This window comes from Nonomuraea sp. B10E15 (assembly GCF_039871615.1).
Lineage (GTDB): Bacteria > Actinomycetota > Actinomycetes > Streptosporangiales > Streptosporangiaceae > Nonomuraea.
Window position 1 is genome coordinate 51,702 of the sequence record NZ_JBDPMB010000022.1, and the last position, 17,062, is coordinate 68,763.

The window sequence follows — 17,062 nt, forward strand, 5'->3', positions numbered from 1 at the left end:
GCACCCCACCGTAGACCTACGGCGCGCTCCCCCATCGACCTTCGTACCACTCGACGCTCGGCGGGTCTCCTGGCAGCTCGGTGGCGCCGGGCGCGCGCAGGCCGTCGAGCGCGATGGCCAGCAGGCGGTCCCTGACCTTGCGATGCTCGTCGTCGGGCGGGCCTGGAGCCGGGCGGCTGAACTGCTCCATGAGCAGCGAGACGTCCAGCGCCGTCACGTCGCTCCTGAGCACGCCCGCCTCGTGCGCCCTGGCGACGAGCCGGTCCGCGGTCTCCTCCGCCAGCCTGGCCACCCGCCACATCTCGGCGGTCACCTCGATGGTGCCCGCGACCGGGGCCAGCGCGCCGGAGCGGAACTCCACGCACGTGCGCACGTACAGGACCAGGCCGTCCCACGGGTCGGCCTCGGCCAGCCCGTCCTGCGCGGCCGCCACGGCACGCTCCATGGCGATCAGGCACAGGCGCTGGAGCAGCTCCTCCTTGGTGCGGTAGCGGCGGTAGAGGCTGCCCATGCCCACGCCCGCCTGCTTGGCGATGGCCGACACCGGCGCGTCGAACCCCTGTGTGGTGAACACCTCGTGCGCCGCCCGCAACAGGCGCAGATCGTTGCGCGCCGCCTCGGCCTGCCGGCCGCGTCTGCTCATGGCGTCCAGGATATTCCGGAGCGCGCCACTCCGTTACACTTGTCGGAGCGAATCGCTCCGATCAAGGGAGGTTGTGGCATGCGCGCGGTGGTGGTGCGGCGGTGCGGAGGGCCGGAGACACTGGTCCTGGAGGAAATGCCCGACCCTGTCGCCGGGCCGGGACAGGTGCTGATCAAGGTCATGGTGGCGGGCATCACGTTCGTGGAGACGCAGGTGCGGGGCGGTCGCGGGCCGCGGGCGGCCGAGCTGCCCGCGATCCTGGGCAACGGCGTGGCGGGCACCGTGCAGGCCACGGGCGAGGGCGTCGACCCCGCGCTGGCCGGCACGCGGGTGGTGAGCACGCTCGGCGGTTACGGAGGCTACGCGGAGCTGGCGGTGGCCCGGGCCGGCGACCTCATCCCCATCCCGGAGGGCCTGTCGCCCGAGGCGGCGGTGGCGCTGCTCGCCGACGGGCGCACCGCGGTGGGCCTGGCGACCGCCGCGGCGCCCCGCCCCGGCGAGTGGGTGCTGGTGGAGGCCGCGGGCGGTGGCGTGGGGAGCCTGCTCGTGCAGCTCGCCCGCGATGCCGGAGCCCGCGTCGTCGGCGCCGCGAGCAGCGCCGCCAAGCGCGACCTCGCGGCCGGCCTGGGGGCCGAGCTGACCGTCGACTACACCGACCCGGGCTGGACGGAGCTGGTCCGAGCGGCCACCGGCGGGCTGGACGTGGTCTTCGACGGCGTCGGCGGCGAGACCGGCGCGGCCGCGCAGAGGCTGCTCAAGGACGGTGGCAGGATCAGCGTGTACGGCATGGCGGGCGGCCCGATGACGAAGCCCGACCCCCGCGTGACGGCGGTCGCCTGGCCCGCGACGGACATGCGCGAGCTGGCCCGGCAGGCGCTCGCGCTGGCCGCCGCCGGGCGCCTGCGGCCCACCATCGGTGCGACGTTCCCCCTGGAGTCGGCCGCCGCGGCGCACGCCGCCATCGAGGCGCGCGGCGTAACCGGCAAGACCCTGCTCCGCATCTGAGCGCCACCGGCCCCGACCCCCGCACGCGGCCGCGGGACGGGTCACGCGCCGGACCGCACCACCGCCACGGCCAGCGCCACGGGCACGAGGGCGACCACCGCCAGCACGGCGGCCACCCGCCACCGCCGTGCCACCCCCCTCTCCGTCACGAACGCCCCCACGGCCCCCGCCCCGCCGAAGGCCAGCGCGGCCGCCACGACGTGCGCGAACGACGACGTCCACGAGGGCAGCGACTCTCCGGCCAGCCGGAAGGCCACCAGCACCCCGGCCGCCGCCAGCGCCACCCGGCGCCCGGGCCGCACGCCGACCCGCTCAAGCGCGCGGGCCGACCAGGCGAGCAGGCCCAGCGAGATCAGGACGACGACCCCGATGGCCGGCACCAGGCACCCCCAGTCGTCACAGCCGACACCCGCCCACGCCAGGCGTACGGTGGCCCACCACAACACCCCGAGCGCGGCGCACACCGCGGCAGCCCGCCCCACACGCCCCGTCATGAGTGCATCGTCCCATCAGGACGGCCGGACGGCCCTGCGCTCGTCCGCCTCCGCTTCGGTGTCGCGCCCCAGAGCCCGCAGGGCGACGGCCCGGTTGGCGTACAGGTCGGGCTGCGGCTGGAGCTCGATGGCCCGCGTCAGGTCCTCGGCCGCGCCCTCCACGTCTCCGTCGGTGAAGCGCAGCACCCCCCGGTTGCCCCAGGCGGCCGCCAGCCGGGGAGCCCGCTCGACGGCCAGGTTTAGCACCACCCTGGCCTCTGCGAGCCGCCCCGCAGCCGTCTCCAGCTGGCCCAGCACCGTGAGCAGGTGCGGGTTGCCCGGCGCCAGCGCGAGGCCGGCCTCGACGTCTCCCCTGGCCTCGTCGTCGCGGCCGGCGGCGGCCAGCAGCCCGGCCCTGTTGATGTAGGCGTCCACATACGCGGGGTCGAGCTCGATCACCCGGCCCAGGTCGGCCAGCGCCCCCTCGACGTCGCCCCGCACGGTACGCAGCTCGGCCCGGTTGTAGTGCGCCTCGGGCAGCGGCGGCCCGGCCCGCATGGCCTGCTCGAAGTCGGCCAGCGCCTCCTCGTGCCGGCCGAGCCCGAACAGCAGGTTCCCCCGCTCCAGGTAGTAGTCGGGGAAGGCCGGGTCCACGGCGATCGCGGCGGCGTAGTCCTCCAGCGCCTCCTTGGCACGCCCGAGCGAGGCCAGCAGCTGGGCCCGGTTGGCCAGCAGCACCATCCGGTGCAGCGGGTGCCGCTCCCCCAGCTCGCCCGCCAGCTCGATGGCCGACTCGACCAGTGACAGCGCGACGTGGGGCCGGCCGTGCCGCAGCTCGATCAGCGCCAGGCCGTTGCGGTCGAAGCCGAGCTTGAACGCCCGCTCCAGGGGGTCGGGCAGGAGCGTGGAGATGGCGATCGCCTCGTTGACCCACCTCCTGGCCCTGACCAGGTCGCGGCGGGCGGGGTCACGGTGGCGGGCGTCGAGCATGGCGGTGCCGTACGCGCCGGCGGCGTGCATCGCCGGATCCTGGCTGACCTCGCGAACCCGCTCCCACACCGCGAGGGCGTCGGCGGCGCGGTCGAGCCCGGCCAGGGCGGTCGCCGTACGCTGGGCGAAGCGCCACCAGAGCGCGCTGCCCGGCTCGGTGCGGGACATGCCGAGCTCGCCCAGCTCGGCGACGGCGTGCAGGAAGCCCTCCCGCACGCACCGGTCCACCACGGCCCGCAGCTCGTCGGCGTCGCGGTCGTCGGGCGGGTGCGGCGGCCCGCCGGAGAACACCGTGATCTCCAGCAGGGCCGGCGAGATCCGCCGCATCATGACCTCGAGCAGCTCGACGTCCGTGGCATCGGCTTCGGCGGCGTTGCTCACCACGAGCGCCCGCCCGGGAGGCACGGCGGTGCGGAAGAACTCCGTGAGCCCGTTGGCCAGCCGCAGCGTGCGCCGGGGCGCGGGCACGAGGATCCGTTCCTCCTCGGACAGCTCCGCGTCGATCGTCACTCGCACGGCCGGCACGATCCCGGCCAGCTCGGGCGCGGCCGCCCTGATCTCGATGTCGTACGCCGCCACGAGGTCGCTGGAGCGTTCCAGAACGGCCGGCACCAGGTGCCGCAACAACGCGGCGGCGACGGTGTACGGGCCACGCGGCCGCCGGTGCCCGTCGATCACCGGCATCAGCAGTCGCGCGAGCCCAGTCCGGACATAGGGTTCGCCCGGAATCCTGTGGTGGGACCTCGCGTCGGTCACCCCTTGTGAATGACGCTGGAGGTCCCCGCGAGCCTCACGGTGCCAGGCTTGCGGACGATGATGCGCTTCATGATTGCACCTCTCCACTCGGGGATAATCCCCCATTATTAGGGCACGCCACCGAATATCAAGGTTCAGGCAGAATTAGTGGTGGATTAATGGATAACAAGCACTTGCCTTTTGAATGGTATTTGTAACCTATCGGGAGCGAAACCAGCGGTGCAATCCGGTGGCACGAGTCCGTTCGGACTGCTCCATCAAGTCGCACAGGCATCTGCCGAGCAGCGTGACCGACTGGCAGCAGCCGGGCCGGGGCAGGTTGCGCGCCCTGACGATGAGGGTGGCCCGCTCGATCAGCCGCTCCAGGCTCGGTTCGCCCCCTCCCTTGAGCGAGCGGGTGTGCCAGGGACACGACCCGACGTCCTCGCAGGCGGTCTTGGCGATGACCGGCGACGGGGCGCCGTCCAGCCGCAGCCGATCGACCCGTTTGACTCTCAGGTCGGCGAGCCTTCTGGCGGCGACCCTGGTGGCGCCCGCGAGGTGATCGCGCTGACCACGCCCGCGGCGCAGGGCGGCGGACCTGCCCGGCAGCGCGAGCAACATCGCCCCGGCCATCAACCCGCCCCCGACGACCATGCTCACGCCCATCGCCTCGTCGAACCAGATCACCGCGATCGCGGCCACCCAGACGGGTTGCGACGACATGAGGATCGCGCTGGGCACGGCGGGCACGTGCGCCTGGCCGTACGAGCGGGCCAGGAAGCCCAGCGCGCACGAGACCACCGACAGGTGCGCCAGCACCGACCAGTCGTGCAGGCCGGCCGGCAGCACGATGCCGTCGCGCACGGCGTAGCCGCCGGTGAGCAGCCCGATGGTGAACAGCTGGATCACGGTCAGCGCGTACGCGTGGAAGCCCACCCCCCGGTTGGACAGCTGCGCGAGCAGGAGCGTGTGGCCGGAGTAGAGGGCGGCGGCGGCCAGCGTGACGCCGAGCGCGAGCACCGAGACCTCGTGCTCCTCCATCTCCTGCAGCAGCGTGAACACCGTCATGCCGGCCAGCGCGAGCACGACCCCGGCCCAGATGCGCCGCGGCACCTTCGTCTTGTGCAGGAGGAGCGCCAGGATCGGCGTGATCACCACGCCGCAGCCCACGGCGAACCCGGACACCGCCGACGGCAGCCCGTGCAGGGCGACCGCCTGCCCGACCTGCCCGACCCCGAACATGACCCCGAGGATGATTCCGTAGACCCACGTCACCCGTGGAAGACCCCCGAGGCAGCCCGGCCTGATGGCGAGCAGCGTCAGCGCCGCGAGGACGTAACGCTCGGCGAGCAGATCCTCGACCGGTATACGACCGATGAGATCCTTCATCAGCGGGAAGGCCGACCCCCAGGCGGCGCTGACGAACAACAGAAGCACAGCTCCCAGGAGGGGGCGGGGAGCGGGCAAGACTGCCATGCCCAGAAGCATCTCATTACAATTCGCATCCGTAGCTGTACAGTCAGCAGCCGGTGATAGTCCTCTACAACTCGGTGTTAAGAGCCTCACCCGCGGGTTCGTACATCCTTATCCGCGGCAGCGGGAGCCGGTCGTTGCTGACAGATTCGCCAGGCTGATCATCCGCGATCGTCCGCTTCACGAGACTGCCGCTCGTCACTCTGCGTGACGAGGGGGGGTAGGCGGGAAGGTCACACCGGAAGTGCGGGGAGTGCGGGGAATGGTCACCCGAGGAGGGGTACGGCCCCGGAGGGGGTGGGTGGGGCCGCCGGACGAGCGGAGTCGCTAGCGGTCGAGAGGCACGCCCGGGGTCAGCAGTTTCTCGACGTTGACCACGACGAGCGCGCCCACCTTGTGCCGGGAGAGCTCGCGCCACCCCTGGCGCGCGTAGAGCGCCAGAGCGGCCTCCTGGTTGAGCGTGGTGTCGCCTCTGACGCGCTCGAAGCCGAGCTCCACGGCCCGCTGCTGCAGGGTGACGAGCATGGCCTCACCGAAGCCACGCCGCTGGACATCGGGATGGACACGCAGCCGGCAGATCTCGGCCGTGCACGTGTCGACGGGTTTCAGCCCGCCCATGGCCACCACCCGGGAGTCGATCTCGCCGACGAGGAAGTCGCCGCCGCAGGCCAGATAGATCTCCTGGATGCGGGGGAAGTCGTCGTCGTAGTAGACGCCGTCACCGGGCACCAGGCCCACCTGCGCCAGGCAGATCTGGTGGAGGGTGAGGACGGTGTCGAGATCGGACCATCGATAGCGCCGGATCTTCAGTTTCATGCGCCCCCTTTCAGCTGGGCCCGTGCTCGCCGCAACTCGGCGCGGTAGCCCTCGAGCCCTGGGGCGTCGGCGTCACGGGACGCGATCGCCTGCTCGAGCGCCAGCGCCGGCCGCACGATGAAGTCGGTGAGATATTCGTCGCCCACCAGGCGCAGCGCCTGGGTGCCGATCGCCAGCGCCTCATGGACGTCGCCGTCGATCAGCCGGCACTGAGCCTGGTCGAGCCTGATCAGCGTCTGGTCGAGGATGTGGTCCTGGTATTTGGTGAGCGCCTGGCCGAGCACCACCTCCGCCTCGATCGTCTGGCCGAGCTTGGTGAGCACGTCGCCCTGGTAGAAGTAGAGCTGCTTCTCGGTGTAGCCGAAGGCGACGTCCTCCTGGTCCTCGCTCTTCAGGTGGGAGAAGGCGCTGCGTGCCCTCGACAGCGCGCGTTTGGCCTGGTCGACGACCTCCTTCTTGCTGTCGCCCCCTGACATCATGGCCAGTGCCCTGGCCTCGACGACCGGTGCCATGGCCTGCGCGGCGCACGGCATCGAGCCGGCCAGGTCGCGGCTCTTCTTGGCGAGGTTGAGCGCCTCGCGCGCGTCGCCGAAATAGAGGGGGACGAGCGACTCGCGAGCGGTGATCCAGGCGCGCAACGCGCGGTCACCGGTCTCGTCGGCCGCGGTGCGCCCGGTGCGGAAGAACGAGCGGGCCAGGCGGTGGTCACCGAGGTTGATCATGATCATGCCGCTCAGCCCGGACAGCTGGGCGGCCATCCTGCACAATCGTTCCTGCAGGTCGATGGGCTGGCGGCGGGACATCGCCGTACGGACCGCGCTCAACTCGAGCAGCACGTCGCACAGCAGTCTCAGGGGGCCCGTGGTCGTGTACTGGCGGCCGAAGCTGAGCGTCGCCTCTTCCCACTGGTCGAGCATGGCGGCGGACACCGTGGCCGAGACGAGGGTTTCGTCCATGCGCCGCCTGATGCCCTCGCACGCTCCGAGCACGACCCCGTCGAGGGCCGTGTTGAGGTTCGTGTCGGTGTGGAGCAGGTTTAACATCGTGCGCCGGAGGATGTTCTCGTCCTCCTGCGCCGCCGGCTCGGTGACCATGGGCTGGATGTTGAGCTCACGCTCCGTGGGCAGCAGCGGCGGCGGATCCTTGGACTCCGAGCCGCCGAGTGCCCCCGCCGGCCGGTGCGCGTGGCCGTGACCGCAGATGCAGGGCCCGTCGTAGCCGAGGGCGGCCGGCTCGACGCGGTAGACCGTGCACAAGTAGTGGAGATATTCGGGCCCCGGGCGTTTCAGCCCGCTCTCGTACGCCGAGAGCAGGGTCTCGCCGATGCCCGGCGTCGGTTTGGAGTCGCGCTCGAACAGGGCCCTGACCTGCTCGATGACATCGGCCAAGGCGATCCCGTAGGACAACCGGTGCGCCTTGATGCGGGTCGTGCTGAACTGCGAAGCGCAAGCCTCGTGGATCTCATCCGCGATCTGGGCCGAGATGCGCCCGGCGGCCAGGCCCTTGGCCCTGATCCGCCGGGCGATCTCCGTTTCCCTGTGCTGTCTGCCGGACATCCCGGCCCCTTCCAAACACGTCTCGACCGGTCCGCAACTGGTGACTCAGCGTAGCTCTCAGATCGCTGTCCGCCTACCCATGACTATGAACCAGGGACTGCGGGTTTGAAAACGCCTTCAGCCGACCCACGGTTAAGGATCGTCCACCCCGGGACTGTTTCTTCCATCCTTCGGGAGAAGAGCAACTCCCTGTAGCCGCACAAGCTCGTTGCGTTCGCCGTTGACATGAGACATGTTTGGCCCACCAGCGGCGATTGCTAGGGAGGACCAACGGTGGGGGACGACGACTTCGAGCACTTGGAGCGACTCGTGTCCGAACTGGGCGCTCACGGGTTGCTCGCACGAGTGGTCCAGAGCCAGAGCGGTCGCAGGTTCGTACGGGTCATCAACCCGAACGCGACCAGCCTGACCGAGAACGTCACTTGCAGGCCGGCCACTGTGTCCGATATGCCGGATTGGTGGTATTGCTGGTCCTGGGGCGAACGGATGCACACGGCCGACGACCCGGCCGGTGCCGCGACGAAAGTCGCCCGCGTGCTGGCCGCCGTGGCGGAATGATCGACGTGGTGGGCCGGGTGGAGCGCAGCCACCGCGGCGCGCCGCATCCACGGCGGCATCACAGGGCCGGCGGAGTGACCGGTGCGGAGGGTCCCGCACCTGTGGGGTCCTGGTCACTCCGCCGGTTCTGGCCTCACATCTGACTGCGGCCGGTACGGCCCGCACGCCGTACCCGCGAAGCCACCCTCCCGGTCCGCCGGGCGGGTGTTGGGGGGGATCCCTCCCGGAACCGGTACGGGACATGCTTCCGGGTGCCTGTCCCTTGCCGAGCCGTCCGTCATCGGAGCGTCGCTCTCTCCCTCCGCGGCCCAGAGAGCCGACGACCCCGTCTTCCCCGGCGTGATGTGACGGCGGGCGGTTCGGTCGGCGGTATTTTGGATCGCAACGGTCCAAAAGCCCGACCGAACCGCTTCTGGAGGGGGATCCACCTTTGTTACTGCTGGTGACACCGTCGCCGCCGCCCGCCTCACCGTCGAGCGGGCTTCCGGACCCCGAGAAGGTCGTCCAGGACATGGCCGGGATCTGTACCAAGGATCCTGTTTGCTCTACCCTCGTCGGGATGTTCGACAATGCGGTCTGGGCACCCATGGCGGCCAGCGCGATCGTCATCGTGCTGATCATCGTGCTGGGGTTCGTGCTCCGGAAGATCTCGCACCGGATGATCACGAGGGTGGTCCACCGCGCGGCCGCGAAGAGCTCCATCACCAGCCGCTTCCGCAAGGGCGCCGCCACCGACAGCATCGACGCGCTGCTCCGCGAACGCAGGAAGCAGCGGGCCGAGACCATGGGCTCGGTGCTCAAGCACGTCGCCTCGATCGTCATCCTGGGCACCGCGGTGCTGACCGTGCTCGACCGGCTGACGATCCCGATCGCCCCCCTGCTGACCAGCGTCGGCATCCTCGGCGTGGCCATCGGCTTCGGCGCGCAGGAGCTGGTGAAAGACTTCATCGCCGGCATGTTCATGCTGCTCGAGGACCAGTACGGCGTGGGCGACGTGGTCGACGTGGGGGCCGCGGTCGGCACCGTCGAGACCGTCACCCTGCGCGTCACCCGGCTGCGCGACGCCGACGGGCGCGTCTGGTATGTCCGCAACGGCACGATCACCAGGGTCGGCAACGAGTCGCAGGGCTGGTCGCGGGCCTACGTCGACGTGCCCGTGGCCTACGACGCCGACATCGTCAGCGTGCGCGTGCTGCTCGAGCACCTGGCCGAGGAGGTCTGGGCCGACCCCGAGCTGCGCGAGAGCAAGATCGTGGAGCAGCCGCAGGTGTTCGGCGTGGAGCAGCTGTCCGACAGCTCGGTGGTGTTCCGCATCACCGCGAAGACGCTGCCCAACGAGCAGGCCGAGGTGGCCAGGGAGATGCGCATCAGGGTCAAGACGGCCCTCGACGACGCGGGCATCACCATGGTCGCGGTGTGAGCGCGATGCACCACCACACGAGGCACACCCTAGGCTGGTGAGCGTGACTGAGACCTCCTTCTACGACGCCGTCGGGGGCGAAGAGACCTTCCGGCGCCTCGTTCAGCGCTTCTACGAGGGGGTCGCGGACGACCCGGTGCTGCGGCCGCTCTATCCCGAGCCCGACCTGACGGGGGCGGAAGATCGGCTGCGGGGCTTCCTGATCCAATACTGGGGCGGCCCCAAGACCTACAGCGAGCAGCGCGGTCACCCCCGCCTGCGCATGCGTCACATGCCGTTCGTGATCGGTGAGACCGAGCGCGACGCCTGGCTGCGGCACATGCGCGACGCGGTCGACTCGCTCGACCTGCCGGAGGAGCTGGAGACCCGGCTCTGGGACTATCTGGTCTACGCGGCCCACAGCCTGGTGAACTCACCCACGTAACGGGGCATGACACGCCACATGGATATCCCCTGGTGGCGTGATGCCGTCGTCTACGAGATCTACGTTCGCAGCTTCGCCGACGCCTCGGGTGACGGCGTCGGCGATCTGGCCGGAGTGCGCGAGCGCCTGCCGTACCTGCGCGATCTGGGGGTGGACGCCCTCTGGCTGACGCCGTTCTACCGCTCGCCCATGGCCGACGGCGGCTATGACGTCGCCGACTACCGCGGCGTCGACCCGCTGTTCGGCACGCTGTCCGACTTCGACGCGCTGGTCGCCGGCGCGCACGACCACGGGCTGCGGGTGGTCGTGGACATCGTGCCCAACCACAGCTCCTCCGCCCATCCCTGGTTCCAGGCGGCGCTGCGCGGCGAGGGCCGCGAGCGCTACCTCTTCCGCGACCGGACCAACAACTGGCAGTCCACCTTCGGCGGGCCCGCCTGGACGCAGGTCGAGGACGGCCGGCACTACCTGCACCTGTTCGCGCCGGAGCAGCCCGACTTCAACTGGCGCAACCCCGAGGTGCACAGGGAGTTCCTCGACATCCTGCGGTTCTGGCTGGACCGCGGGGTCGACGGGTTCCGCATCGACGTGGCGATGGGGCTCTACAAGGCGGAAGGGCTGCCCGACGTCGGCGACCAGTCGTTCAAGGGAACCTCCCCGATATGGGGCCGGCCCGAGGTGCACGACGTCTACCGCGACTGGCGCAAGGTGCTGGACGGCTATCCGGGCGAGCGCATGGCCGTCGGCGAGGTGTGGACCGACAGCTCCGAGGACCTCGCACTCTACGTGCGGCCCGACGAGCTGCACCAGAGCTTCAACTTCGCCTGGTTGCAGGCGCCCTGGTCGGCGGCGGCGTTCCGGAAGGTGATCGACGACACGCTGTCCGCCGTCCCGTTCGCGACGTGGGTGCTGTCCAACCACGACGTCGTACGCCACCGCACCCGCTACGCGCCCGACGACCCCGTCACCGGGCTGCAGCGGGCGAAGGCGGCGCTGCTCACGATGCTGGCGCTGCCCGGCTCGGCCTACCTCTACCAGGGCGAGGAGCTGGGACTGCCCGAGGTGAGCGACCTGCCCGACGCGGCCAGGCAGGACCCGATCTTCTTCCAGTCGAAGGGCGAGCTGCCTGGGCGTGACGGGTGCCGGGTGCCGATCCCGTGGACGGTCGATCCGCCCTCCCACGGGTTCGCGCCCGGCGGAGTGCGGCCGTGGTTGCCGCAGCCGGTCACGTTCGCGGAGCTGAGCGTCGAGAAGCAGGCAGGGGACGCCGGATCCACGCTCGAGTTCTACCGCCGGGCCCTGGCCTGCCGCCGTGACCTGGCGCGATCCATTCCTTATACGTTGGAGTGGCTGGAATCTCCCGAAGGAGTGCTTTTCTTCACCCGCGGGCCGCTGATCTGCGCGCTCAACTGCGGCACCCGGCCGGTGCACCTGCCGGAGCACGACGCGGTCCTGCTGGCGAGCGGGCCGCTGAGGGGCGACCTGCTGCCGCCCGACACGGCCGCTTGGCTGCGCCGCACGTCATAACCGCTCGCCGTCCTCGCCGCGGAAAGGGATGACGGGCAGTGAGAGCAGCGCGCCTCCCAGCCCCGCGGCGAAGGCGGCCCAATAGCCGACGTTCGTGATCAGCACGCCGGCCATCGGCGTGACGACGAAGGAGACGGCGTTCTGGACGGTGTTGTGGGTGCCGAGCACCCGGCCCGCCCACCCTGGCCCGGCCAGCTCGCCCGCCGTCAGGTAGGCGAGCCCGTTGCCTGCCACGGTCATCACCGCGGCCACCGCGAGCGCGGCGGGCCCGAGCCAGGCGCCCGAGAGCGTAGCGGTCACCAGCAGCGCCATCACGCCCAGATTGCAGACCGTGATCAGGAGCAGGGGCCGCATGCGCAGGCCGACCCTGTCGGACCAGCGACCTGCCGCGATGCGCACCCCTGCCCCGGCGATCGCCGCCACGCCGAACAACTGTCCGGCCGCCACCTCGTCCCAGCCGTACAGGCGTACGAGGCAGGTCACACCGTACGTGCTGACCACGATCTGCGGCAGCACGTGCAGGGCACTGGTGGCGTGCACCCGCCACAACGCCCGCTGCCGGTACGGCGAGCCCTGCGGCGCCGCGCCTGACCCGGAGATCGCGCGCGGCGGCTCGGCCAGGAAGATCGCGGCCAGCACGGCGGCCAGCAGGCTCGTGCCGGCGCACACGAACAGCACGCCGGCCAGGCCGTGCGCCTGCGCGATGGGCGGCAGCACGAACGCTCCGGCGGCCATGCCGAGGGTGAAGGAGACCTGGCGCAGTCCCATGGCGAGGCCGCGCTCCGGCGGCTCGAACCAGCGCAACACGATGCGCCCGCCGCCGACCATCGCGGCCGAGCCCCCGGCCCCGGCCAGGACCAGCAGCCCGATCACCGCCCAGATCTGGTCGGCGAACGCGACGGCGCCGAACAACACGGCGGCCAGGCCCACGCCCGTGCCCAGGATCACCCGCTCACCGTGCCGGTCGGCCAGCGCGCCCCAGGCCACGAGCGCCAGCAGGACGCCCAGGGAGGGCGCGTTCACCATGATCCCCGCCACGGCCAGCGGAACGCCGAAATGCCGCTCTATCTCGGGAATGACGAGGGGAAGGCCGAACAGCCCCAGCGTGACGCTCGCGTGGGCGTTGACCCCCAGCGCCAGCATCAGCCAGCGTTTCATGCGGAGAAACGTTTGAGGTACGCCAGTTCGCTCTCCGAGAGCCTGCGCGGGGCGGCCCGCTCGACGTCGTACGCCGCGAGCTCGGACGTGGCGGTGACGTAGACCGCGTCGTCGTCGCGGATCTCGTACGCGAGGGTGAAGCGCACCGGCCTGATCTCCGTCACCCACGTCTCGACGCTCACCGGCTCCGCGCGGAAGCCGAGCGGGCGGCGGTAGTCGATCTCGTGCCGGGTGACCACCAGGCCCTTGAACGGCTCGTCACCCGCGTTGTGCGGATCGATGTGGAACATGCCGAAACGGGCGTCCTCCAGGTAGTCGAGAAAGCGCACGTTGTTCACGTGCCCCTGGGAGTCGACGTCGGCGAATCTCACCGCTCGGGGGTAGAGGTGGCGCTGGGCCGGAGTGCGTTCAACCACGCCAGTCACCGTACCTGCCCCGGTCAGGAGGATCTGCGGCGGGCCAGGCAGGCGAGCACGGTCAGCACCGAGACGGTGGCCATGGCGGCGAGCGCCCAGCGGTAGCCGGTCACGAGTTGCTCGACCGCGCCGCCGTGCAGGTGGGAGAGCGTGCCCGCGAACACCTGCTCGTGCAGCGCGGCGGGCAGCGGCGCGGTGATGATCGACAGGACCAGGCCGGTGCCGACCACGTTCCCCGTGTTCTGCAGCATGAGCCGCATGGCGTTGACGATGCCGAGCCGCGCCGAGGGCAGGCCGTCCAGGATGGCGGTGGTGTTGGAGGGCATGAACACGCCCGAGCCGAGCCCGATCAGCACCAGCCCCGCCGCCACCGCCGCGTACGGCATGGTCGAGGACATCACCACCAGCATGACCACCAGCCCGCAGGTGGTCGCCGAGGCTCCGGCCACGGCCAGGGTGCGGGCGCTCATCAGGCGCTGCAGGAAGCCGGAGGCCACCGACGCGGTCATCGCCGCGACGGCCAGCGGCAGCACCTTCAGCCCTGCCTGCACGGGATCGTCACCACGCACGGCCTGGAAGTAGAGGGCGACGAGGAACACCATGCCCATGCGCGCGACGGCGTTGAGGAACGACGCGAGCGTGCCGAAGGAGAAGGCCCGGTCGCGGAACAGGCCCAGGTCAACAACCGGATGCGCCGCCCGCCGCTCCCTGACCAGGAACAACGGCAGCCCCACGGCGAAGCACGCGAGCCCGGCCATCACCACGGGGTGTCCCCAGCCGAGCCGGGTGAACTCCGACAGCGCCAGTAGCAGCCCGCCCAGGGTGACCAGCACGAGCACGCTGCCGGGCAGGTCGAGCCCTCGGTCGCGGCGGTCGGGGACGGTCCTGCGCAGCACGAGCGCGCCCCAGACCAGGCAGATCACCCCGATCGGCACGTTGAACCAGAACACCCAGCGCCAGCCGAGGCCGTCGGCCAGCACCCCGCCCAGCGTCGGCCCGATCAGCCCGGCGATCGAGAACGAGGCCACGTAGACCCCCATGCCCTCCCCCAGCCGCTCGCGCGGGAACGCGTCGCTGACCAGGGCGGCGCTGTTGGTGAGCAGCATGGCCGCCCCCGCCGCCTGGACCACCCGCATGGCCACGATCACCCACGCGTTCGGCGCCAGGCCCGCCAGCAGCGCGGCCACCGTGTACGTCGCCAGCCCGAGCAGGTACAGCCGGCGCCGGCCGAACAGATCCGCAAGCCGCCCGAATACCACCATGAGCACGGTCGTGGTCAACTGGAAGCCGAGGAGGATCCAGCCCGCGGCCGTCGCGTCGGCACCGGTGTGCCTGGCGATCTCGGGCAGGGCGACGTTCATCGCGCTGCCGCCGAGACCGGTCAGCACGCTCGCCAGGCTCACGACCGACAACGTCCGCCACGCGTGGCCTAAGGGGGTCGCAGCCGGCAAGGGCCTGTCCTTTCTAGATCTGGATACTAGAATATTATTCGAATCGTCAGCAGGTCGAGGAGCGAGGTTTCGGATGGGCGGGATCGTCGAAGGCCGCGTGGTGATCGTCACAGGTGCGGCCAGGGGCATCGGGCGCGGGCACGCGCTCGAGTTCGCCAGGCAAGGGGCGAAGGTGGTGGTCAACGACCTGGGCGCCGCGGTCGACGGCACCGGCTCGTCCGGAGCGGCCGCCGAGGTGGTGGCGGAGATCGAGGCCATGGGCGGCCAGGCCGTCGTCAACGGCGAGGACGTCTCCGACTTCGACGGCGCCGAGCGGCTGATCCGCTCGGCCGTCGACCACTTCGGCGGCCTCGACGTGCTGGTCAACAACGCGGGCATCCTGCGGGACCGTATGCTCGTCAACATGACGGCCGAGGAATGGGACGCGGTGGTCAGGGTGCACCTCCGGGGCACCTTCGCGCCGCTGCGCCATGCCGCCGCCTATTGGAGGGCCAAGGCGAAGTCGGGCGAACACGTGGATGCCCGGATCATCAACACCACCTCGTCCTCCGGCATCTACGGTAACCCGGGGCAGGGCAACTACGGCGCCGCCAAGGCCGGCATCGCGGGCCTCACCGTCATCGCGGCCAAGGAGCTGGAGCGCTACGGCGTGACCGTGAACGCCGTGGCCCCCGCCGCGCTGACCCGCATGACCGAGAACCTCATGCCCGCCGGCGCCACGGGCGCCGACCCCGACGACATCGCGCCCCTGGTGGTCTGGCTGTCCAGCGCCGAGGCCCGCGGCGTCACCGGCCGGGTGTTCAACGTGCGCGGAGGCGCGATCAGCGTCGCCGAGGGCTGGCACGCCGGGCCGGGCGTCGACAAGGGCTCCCGGTGGGACCCGGCCGAGCTGGGCGGCGTCATCCCCGCCCTGGTCGACAAGGCCGCGCCCAACGCGATGACCAACGGCCGCATCCCCGGACGGGAGGACTGACATGCCGCTCGACCACTCCATCGTCGGTGTCGAGGGCCCGGCCCACGAGCGCACCTGGACCGCCAAGGACACCATGCTGTACGCGCTCGGCGTCGGCGCGGGCACCTCGGAGCTGGAGTTCACCACGGAGAAGGGGCAGCGGGTGCTGCCGACGTTCGCAGTGCTGGCCGCGCAGTCTTTCGGGCAGTCTTTCGGGCGGCGGCTGGGCGACTTCGACCCGGCCCTGCTGGTCCACGCCGAGCAGGGCTTCGAGCTGCACAGGAAGCTGCCTCCCGAGGGCGGCGTACGGACGACCTCGAAGGTGACCGGCATCTACGACAAGGGCTCGGGCGCGCTGGTGACCTCCGAGGCGCGGGCCGTCGACCTCGGCACGGGCGAGCCGGTCATCTCCAGCCGCAGCGCGGTGTTCATCAGGGGCGAGGGCGGGTTCGGCGGCGACCGGGGGCCGCGCGAGGCGTGGGCCGCGCCGGACCGCGCGCCCGACCACAAGGTGACCTACCCGACGCTGCCGGAGCAGGCGCTGATCTACCGCCTGTCCGGTGACCACAACCCGCTGCACAGCGACCCCGAGTTCGCCGCCAGGGCGGGCTTCGACCGGCCGATCCTGCACGGGCTCTGCACGTACGGCGTGACGGGCCGGGCGCTGCTGCACGCCGTGGCCGGATCGGACCCCGGCCGTTTCCAGGCCATGTCGGGACGCTTCACCAGCCCGGTCTTCCCCGGGGAGTCGCTCACGGTGTCGATCTGGGTGGACGGCGAGGACGTGCACTTCAGGACCGCCAAGGACGACGGCACCGTGGTGATCGACCGAGGCCGCGCCACGATCAGTCGCCGGTGATGTCCTTGAGGGGATCGAGGCGGCGGATCAGCTTCATCGCCGCCTCGATGACCTCCCTGGCCTCCTCCTCCGTGTCCGAGGTGGCGACCTCGCGGGCGGCCTCGCCGATGATGCTGGTCAGCACCGCCACGGTGAACCGGGCGAGCGCGTCGCCGCCGGCCCCGAGCAGGACGGCGTTCTGGCGTACCCACTCCCTGCCTCGGGTGCGGCGCAGCAGCTCGAACCCCGGCGGCCCGTCGCCGTCGATGAACAGCCTGACCAGGTCGCGCCGCTCCCACGCCCCGTCGAGGTAGGCGCGGGCGCCGGCGATGAGCAGCTCGACCGGGTCGTCGACGCCGGACTTCCTGGCCTTGGCCACGCTGGCGGCCGACGCCTGCTCGTGCGCCGCCTGATGGTCTTCGTAGAGGGCCAGGAAGAGCTCGGTCTTGCCGCCGAAGTGGTGGTAGAGGCTGCCGACGCTGGACCCGGCGCGGGAGACCACCTCGGCGACGTTGGACTCGGCGAAGCCGTGCTCGCTGAAGACCTCGCGAGCCGCCCGCAGCATGCTTTTGCGGGTCTGGGCCGTACGGCTCCACTCCCACGAGGACTTGCGTGCCATGCCGG

The 17,062-nt window shown here is 71.1% G+C and carries 16 protein-coding genes and 1 pseudogene; 7 read left to right on the forward strand and 10 right to left on the reverse strand.

All coding sequences use genetic code 11. The annotated features are described in order from the left end of the window. Positions 1-16 precede the first annotated feature (16 nt). The gene (locus ABGB14_RS39775) at positions 17-643 is read right to left on the reverse strand and encodes a helix-turn-helix domain-containing protein (RefSeq protein WP_347649030.1); all 627 of its coding nucleotides are present in this window, start codon (positions 641-643) and stop codon (positions 17-19) included. A gap of 78 nt (positions 644-721) precedes the next feature. On the opposite strand from ABGB14_RS39775, the gene ABGB14_RS39780 reads away from it, so the two are divergent. Continuing rightward, positions 722-1,648 (forward strand): zinc-binding dehydrogenase, encoded by a 927-nt coding sequence (locus tag ABGB14_RS39780; protein WP_347649031.1) that lies wholly within the window; start codon positions 722-724, stop codon positions 1,646-1,648. A gap of 41 nt (positions 1,649-1,689) precedes the next feature. Here the strand turns inward: ABGB14_RS39780 and ABGB14_RS39785 are convergent, their stop codons facing one another. The 5 genes from ABGB14_RS39785 to ABGB14_RS39805 all read right to left on the reverse strand — a co-directional run bounded on the left by ABGB14_RS39785 (position 1,690) and on the right by ABGB14_RS39805 (position 7,694). Next, the gene (locus ABGB14_RS39785; RefSeq protein WP_347649032.1) at positions 1,690-2,142 is read right to left on the reverse strand and encodes a hypothetical protein; all 453 of its coding nucleotides are present in this window, start codon (positions 2,140-2,142) and stop codon (positions 1,690-1,692) included. A gap of 15 nt (positions 2,143-2,157) precedes the next feature. After that, positions 2,158-3,795 carry a tetratricopeptide repeat protein gene (locus tag ABGB14_RS39790; protein WP_347649033.1) on the reverse strand — a complete coding sequence of 546 codons (1,638 nt, stop codon included), beginning with the start codon at positions 3,793-3,795 and terminating at the stop codon, positions 2,158-2,160. A 270-nt stretch (positions 3,796-4,065) separates the two neighbouring features. Further along, positions 4,066-5,286, reverse strand: coding sequence for a DMT family transporter (locus ABGB14_RS39795; RefSeq protein ID WP_347649034.1), 1,221 nt, complete (start codon positions 5,284-5,286; stop codon positions 4,066-4,068). 363 nt (positions 5,287-5,649) lie between these two features. Continuing rightward, entirely contained in the window at positions 5,650-6,138 is a 489-nt protein-coding gene (locus ABGB14_RS39800) for a GNAT family N-acetyltransferase (RefSeq protein ID WP_347649035.1), read from the reverse strand. Further along, positions 6,135-7,694, reverse strand: coding sequence for an XRE family transcriptional regulator (locus ABGB14_RS39805; RefSeq protein WP_347649036.1), 1,560 nt, complete (start codon positions 7,692-7,694; stop codon positions 6,135-6,137). Before ABGB14_RS39805 ends, ABGB14_RS39800 begins: the two co-directional genes overlap by 4 nt. Positions 7,695-7,967: 273 nt before the next feature. Here ABGB14_RS39805 and ABGB14_RS39810 point away from each other — a divergent pair, with 273 nt between their 5' ends. From ABGB14_RS39810 to ABGB14_RS39825, 4 genes and pseudogenes are all read left to right on the forward strand, one after another. Continuing rightward, positions 7,968-8,252 (forward strand): hypothetical protein, encoded by a 285-nt coding sequence (locus ABGB14_RS39810; RefSeq protein WP_347649037.1) that lies wholly within the window; start codon positions 7,968-7,970, stop codon positions 8,250-8,252. A gap of 559 nt (positions 8,253-8,811) precedes the next feature. Beyond that, complete coding sequence (locus tag ABGB14_RS39815) at positions 8,812-9,672, forward strand: mechanosensitive ion channel family protein (protein WP_347649038.1); 861 nt, start codon at positions 8,812-8,814, stop codon at positions 9,670-9,672. 43 nt (positions 9,673-9,715) lie between these two features. Further along, positions 9,716-10,090 (forward strand): annotated as a pseudogene (locus ABGB14_RS39820) (globin); the annotation flags it as partial. A gap of 24 nt (positions 10,091-10,114) precedes the next feature. Beyond that, positions 10,115-11,623, forward strand: coding sequence for a glycoside hydrolase family 13 protein (locus tag ABGB14_RS39825; protein WP_347649039.1), 1,509 nt, complete (start codon positions 10,115-10,117; stop codon positions 11,621-11,623). On the opposite strand, the gene ABGB14_RS39830 is transcribed toward ABGB14_RS39825, so the two are convergent. The 3 genes from ABGB14_RS39830 to ABGB14_RS39840 are packed head-to-tail and all read right to left on the reverse strand — an operon-like array spanning position 11,618 to position 14,600. Beyond that, complete coding sequence (locus ABGB14_RS39830) at positions 11,618-12,781, reverse strand: MFS transporter (protein WP_347649040.1); 1,164 nt, start codon at positions 12,779-12,781, stop codon at positions 11,618-11,620. The two genes, ABGB14_RS39825 and ABGB14_RS39830, sit on opposite strands and share 6 nt — an antisense overlap. Next, a complete protein-coding gene (locus ABGB14_RS39835; RefSeq protein WP_347649041.1) occupies positions 12,778-13,197 on the reverse strand; it encodes a thioesterase family protein in 420 nt (139 codons plus the stop codon). The genes ABGB14_RS39830 and ABGB14_RS39835 overlap by 4 nt, the downstream gene beginning before the upstream one ends. Before the next feature lie 23 nt (positions 13,198-13,220). Continuing rightward, positions 13,221-14,600 (reverse strand): MFS transporter, encoded by a 1,380-nt coding sequence (locus ABGB14_RS39840; RefSeq protein ID WP_347649042.1) that lies wholly within the window; start codon positions 14,598-14,600, stop codon positions 13,221-13,223. Between the two features lie 121 nt (positions 14,601-14,721). Here ABGB14_RS39840 and ABGB14_RS39845 point away from each other — a divergent pair, with 121 nt between their 5' ends. Beyond that, on the forward strand, positions 14,722-15,621 hold the full coding sequence (locus ABGB14_RS39845) for an SDR family oxidoreductase (RefSeq protein WP_347649043.1): 900 nt from the start codon (positions 14,722-14,724) through the stop codon (positions 15,619-15,621). 1 nt (position 15,622) lies between these two features. Beyond that, a complete protein-coding gene (locus tag ABGB14_RS39850; protein WP_347649044.1) occupies positions 15,623-16,459 on the forward strand; it encodes a MaoC/PaaZ C-terminal domain-containing protein in 837 nt (278 codons plus the stop codon). Here the strand turns inward: ABGB14_RS39850 and ABGB14_RS39855 are convergent. Continuing rightward, entirely contained in the window at positions 16,446-17,057 is a 612-nt protein-coding gene (locus tag ABGB14_RS39855) for a TetR/AcrR family transcriptional regulator (protein WP_347649045.1), read from the reverse strand. The genes ABGB14_RS39850 and ABGB14_RS39855 overlap by 14 nt on opposite strands. Positions 17,058-17,062: the final 5 nt, after the last annotated feature.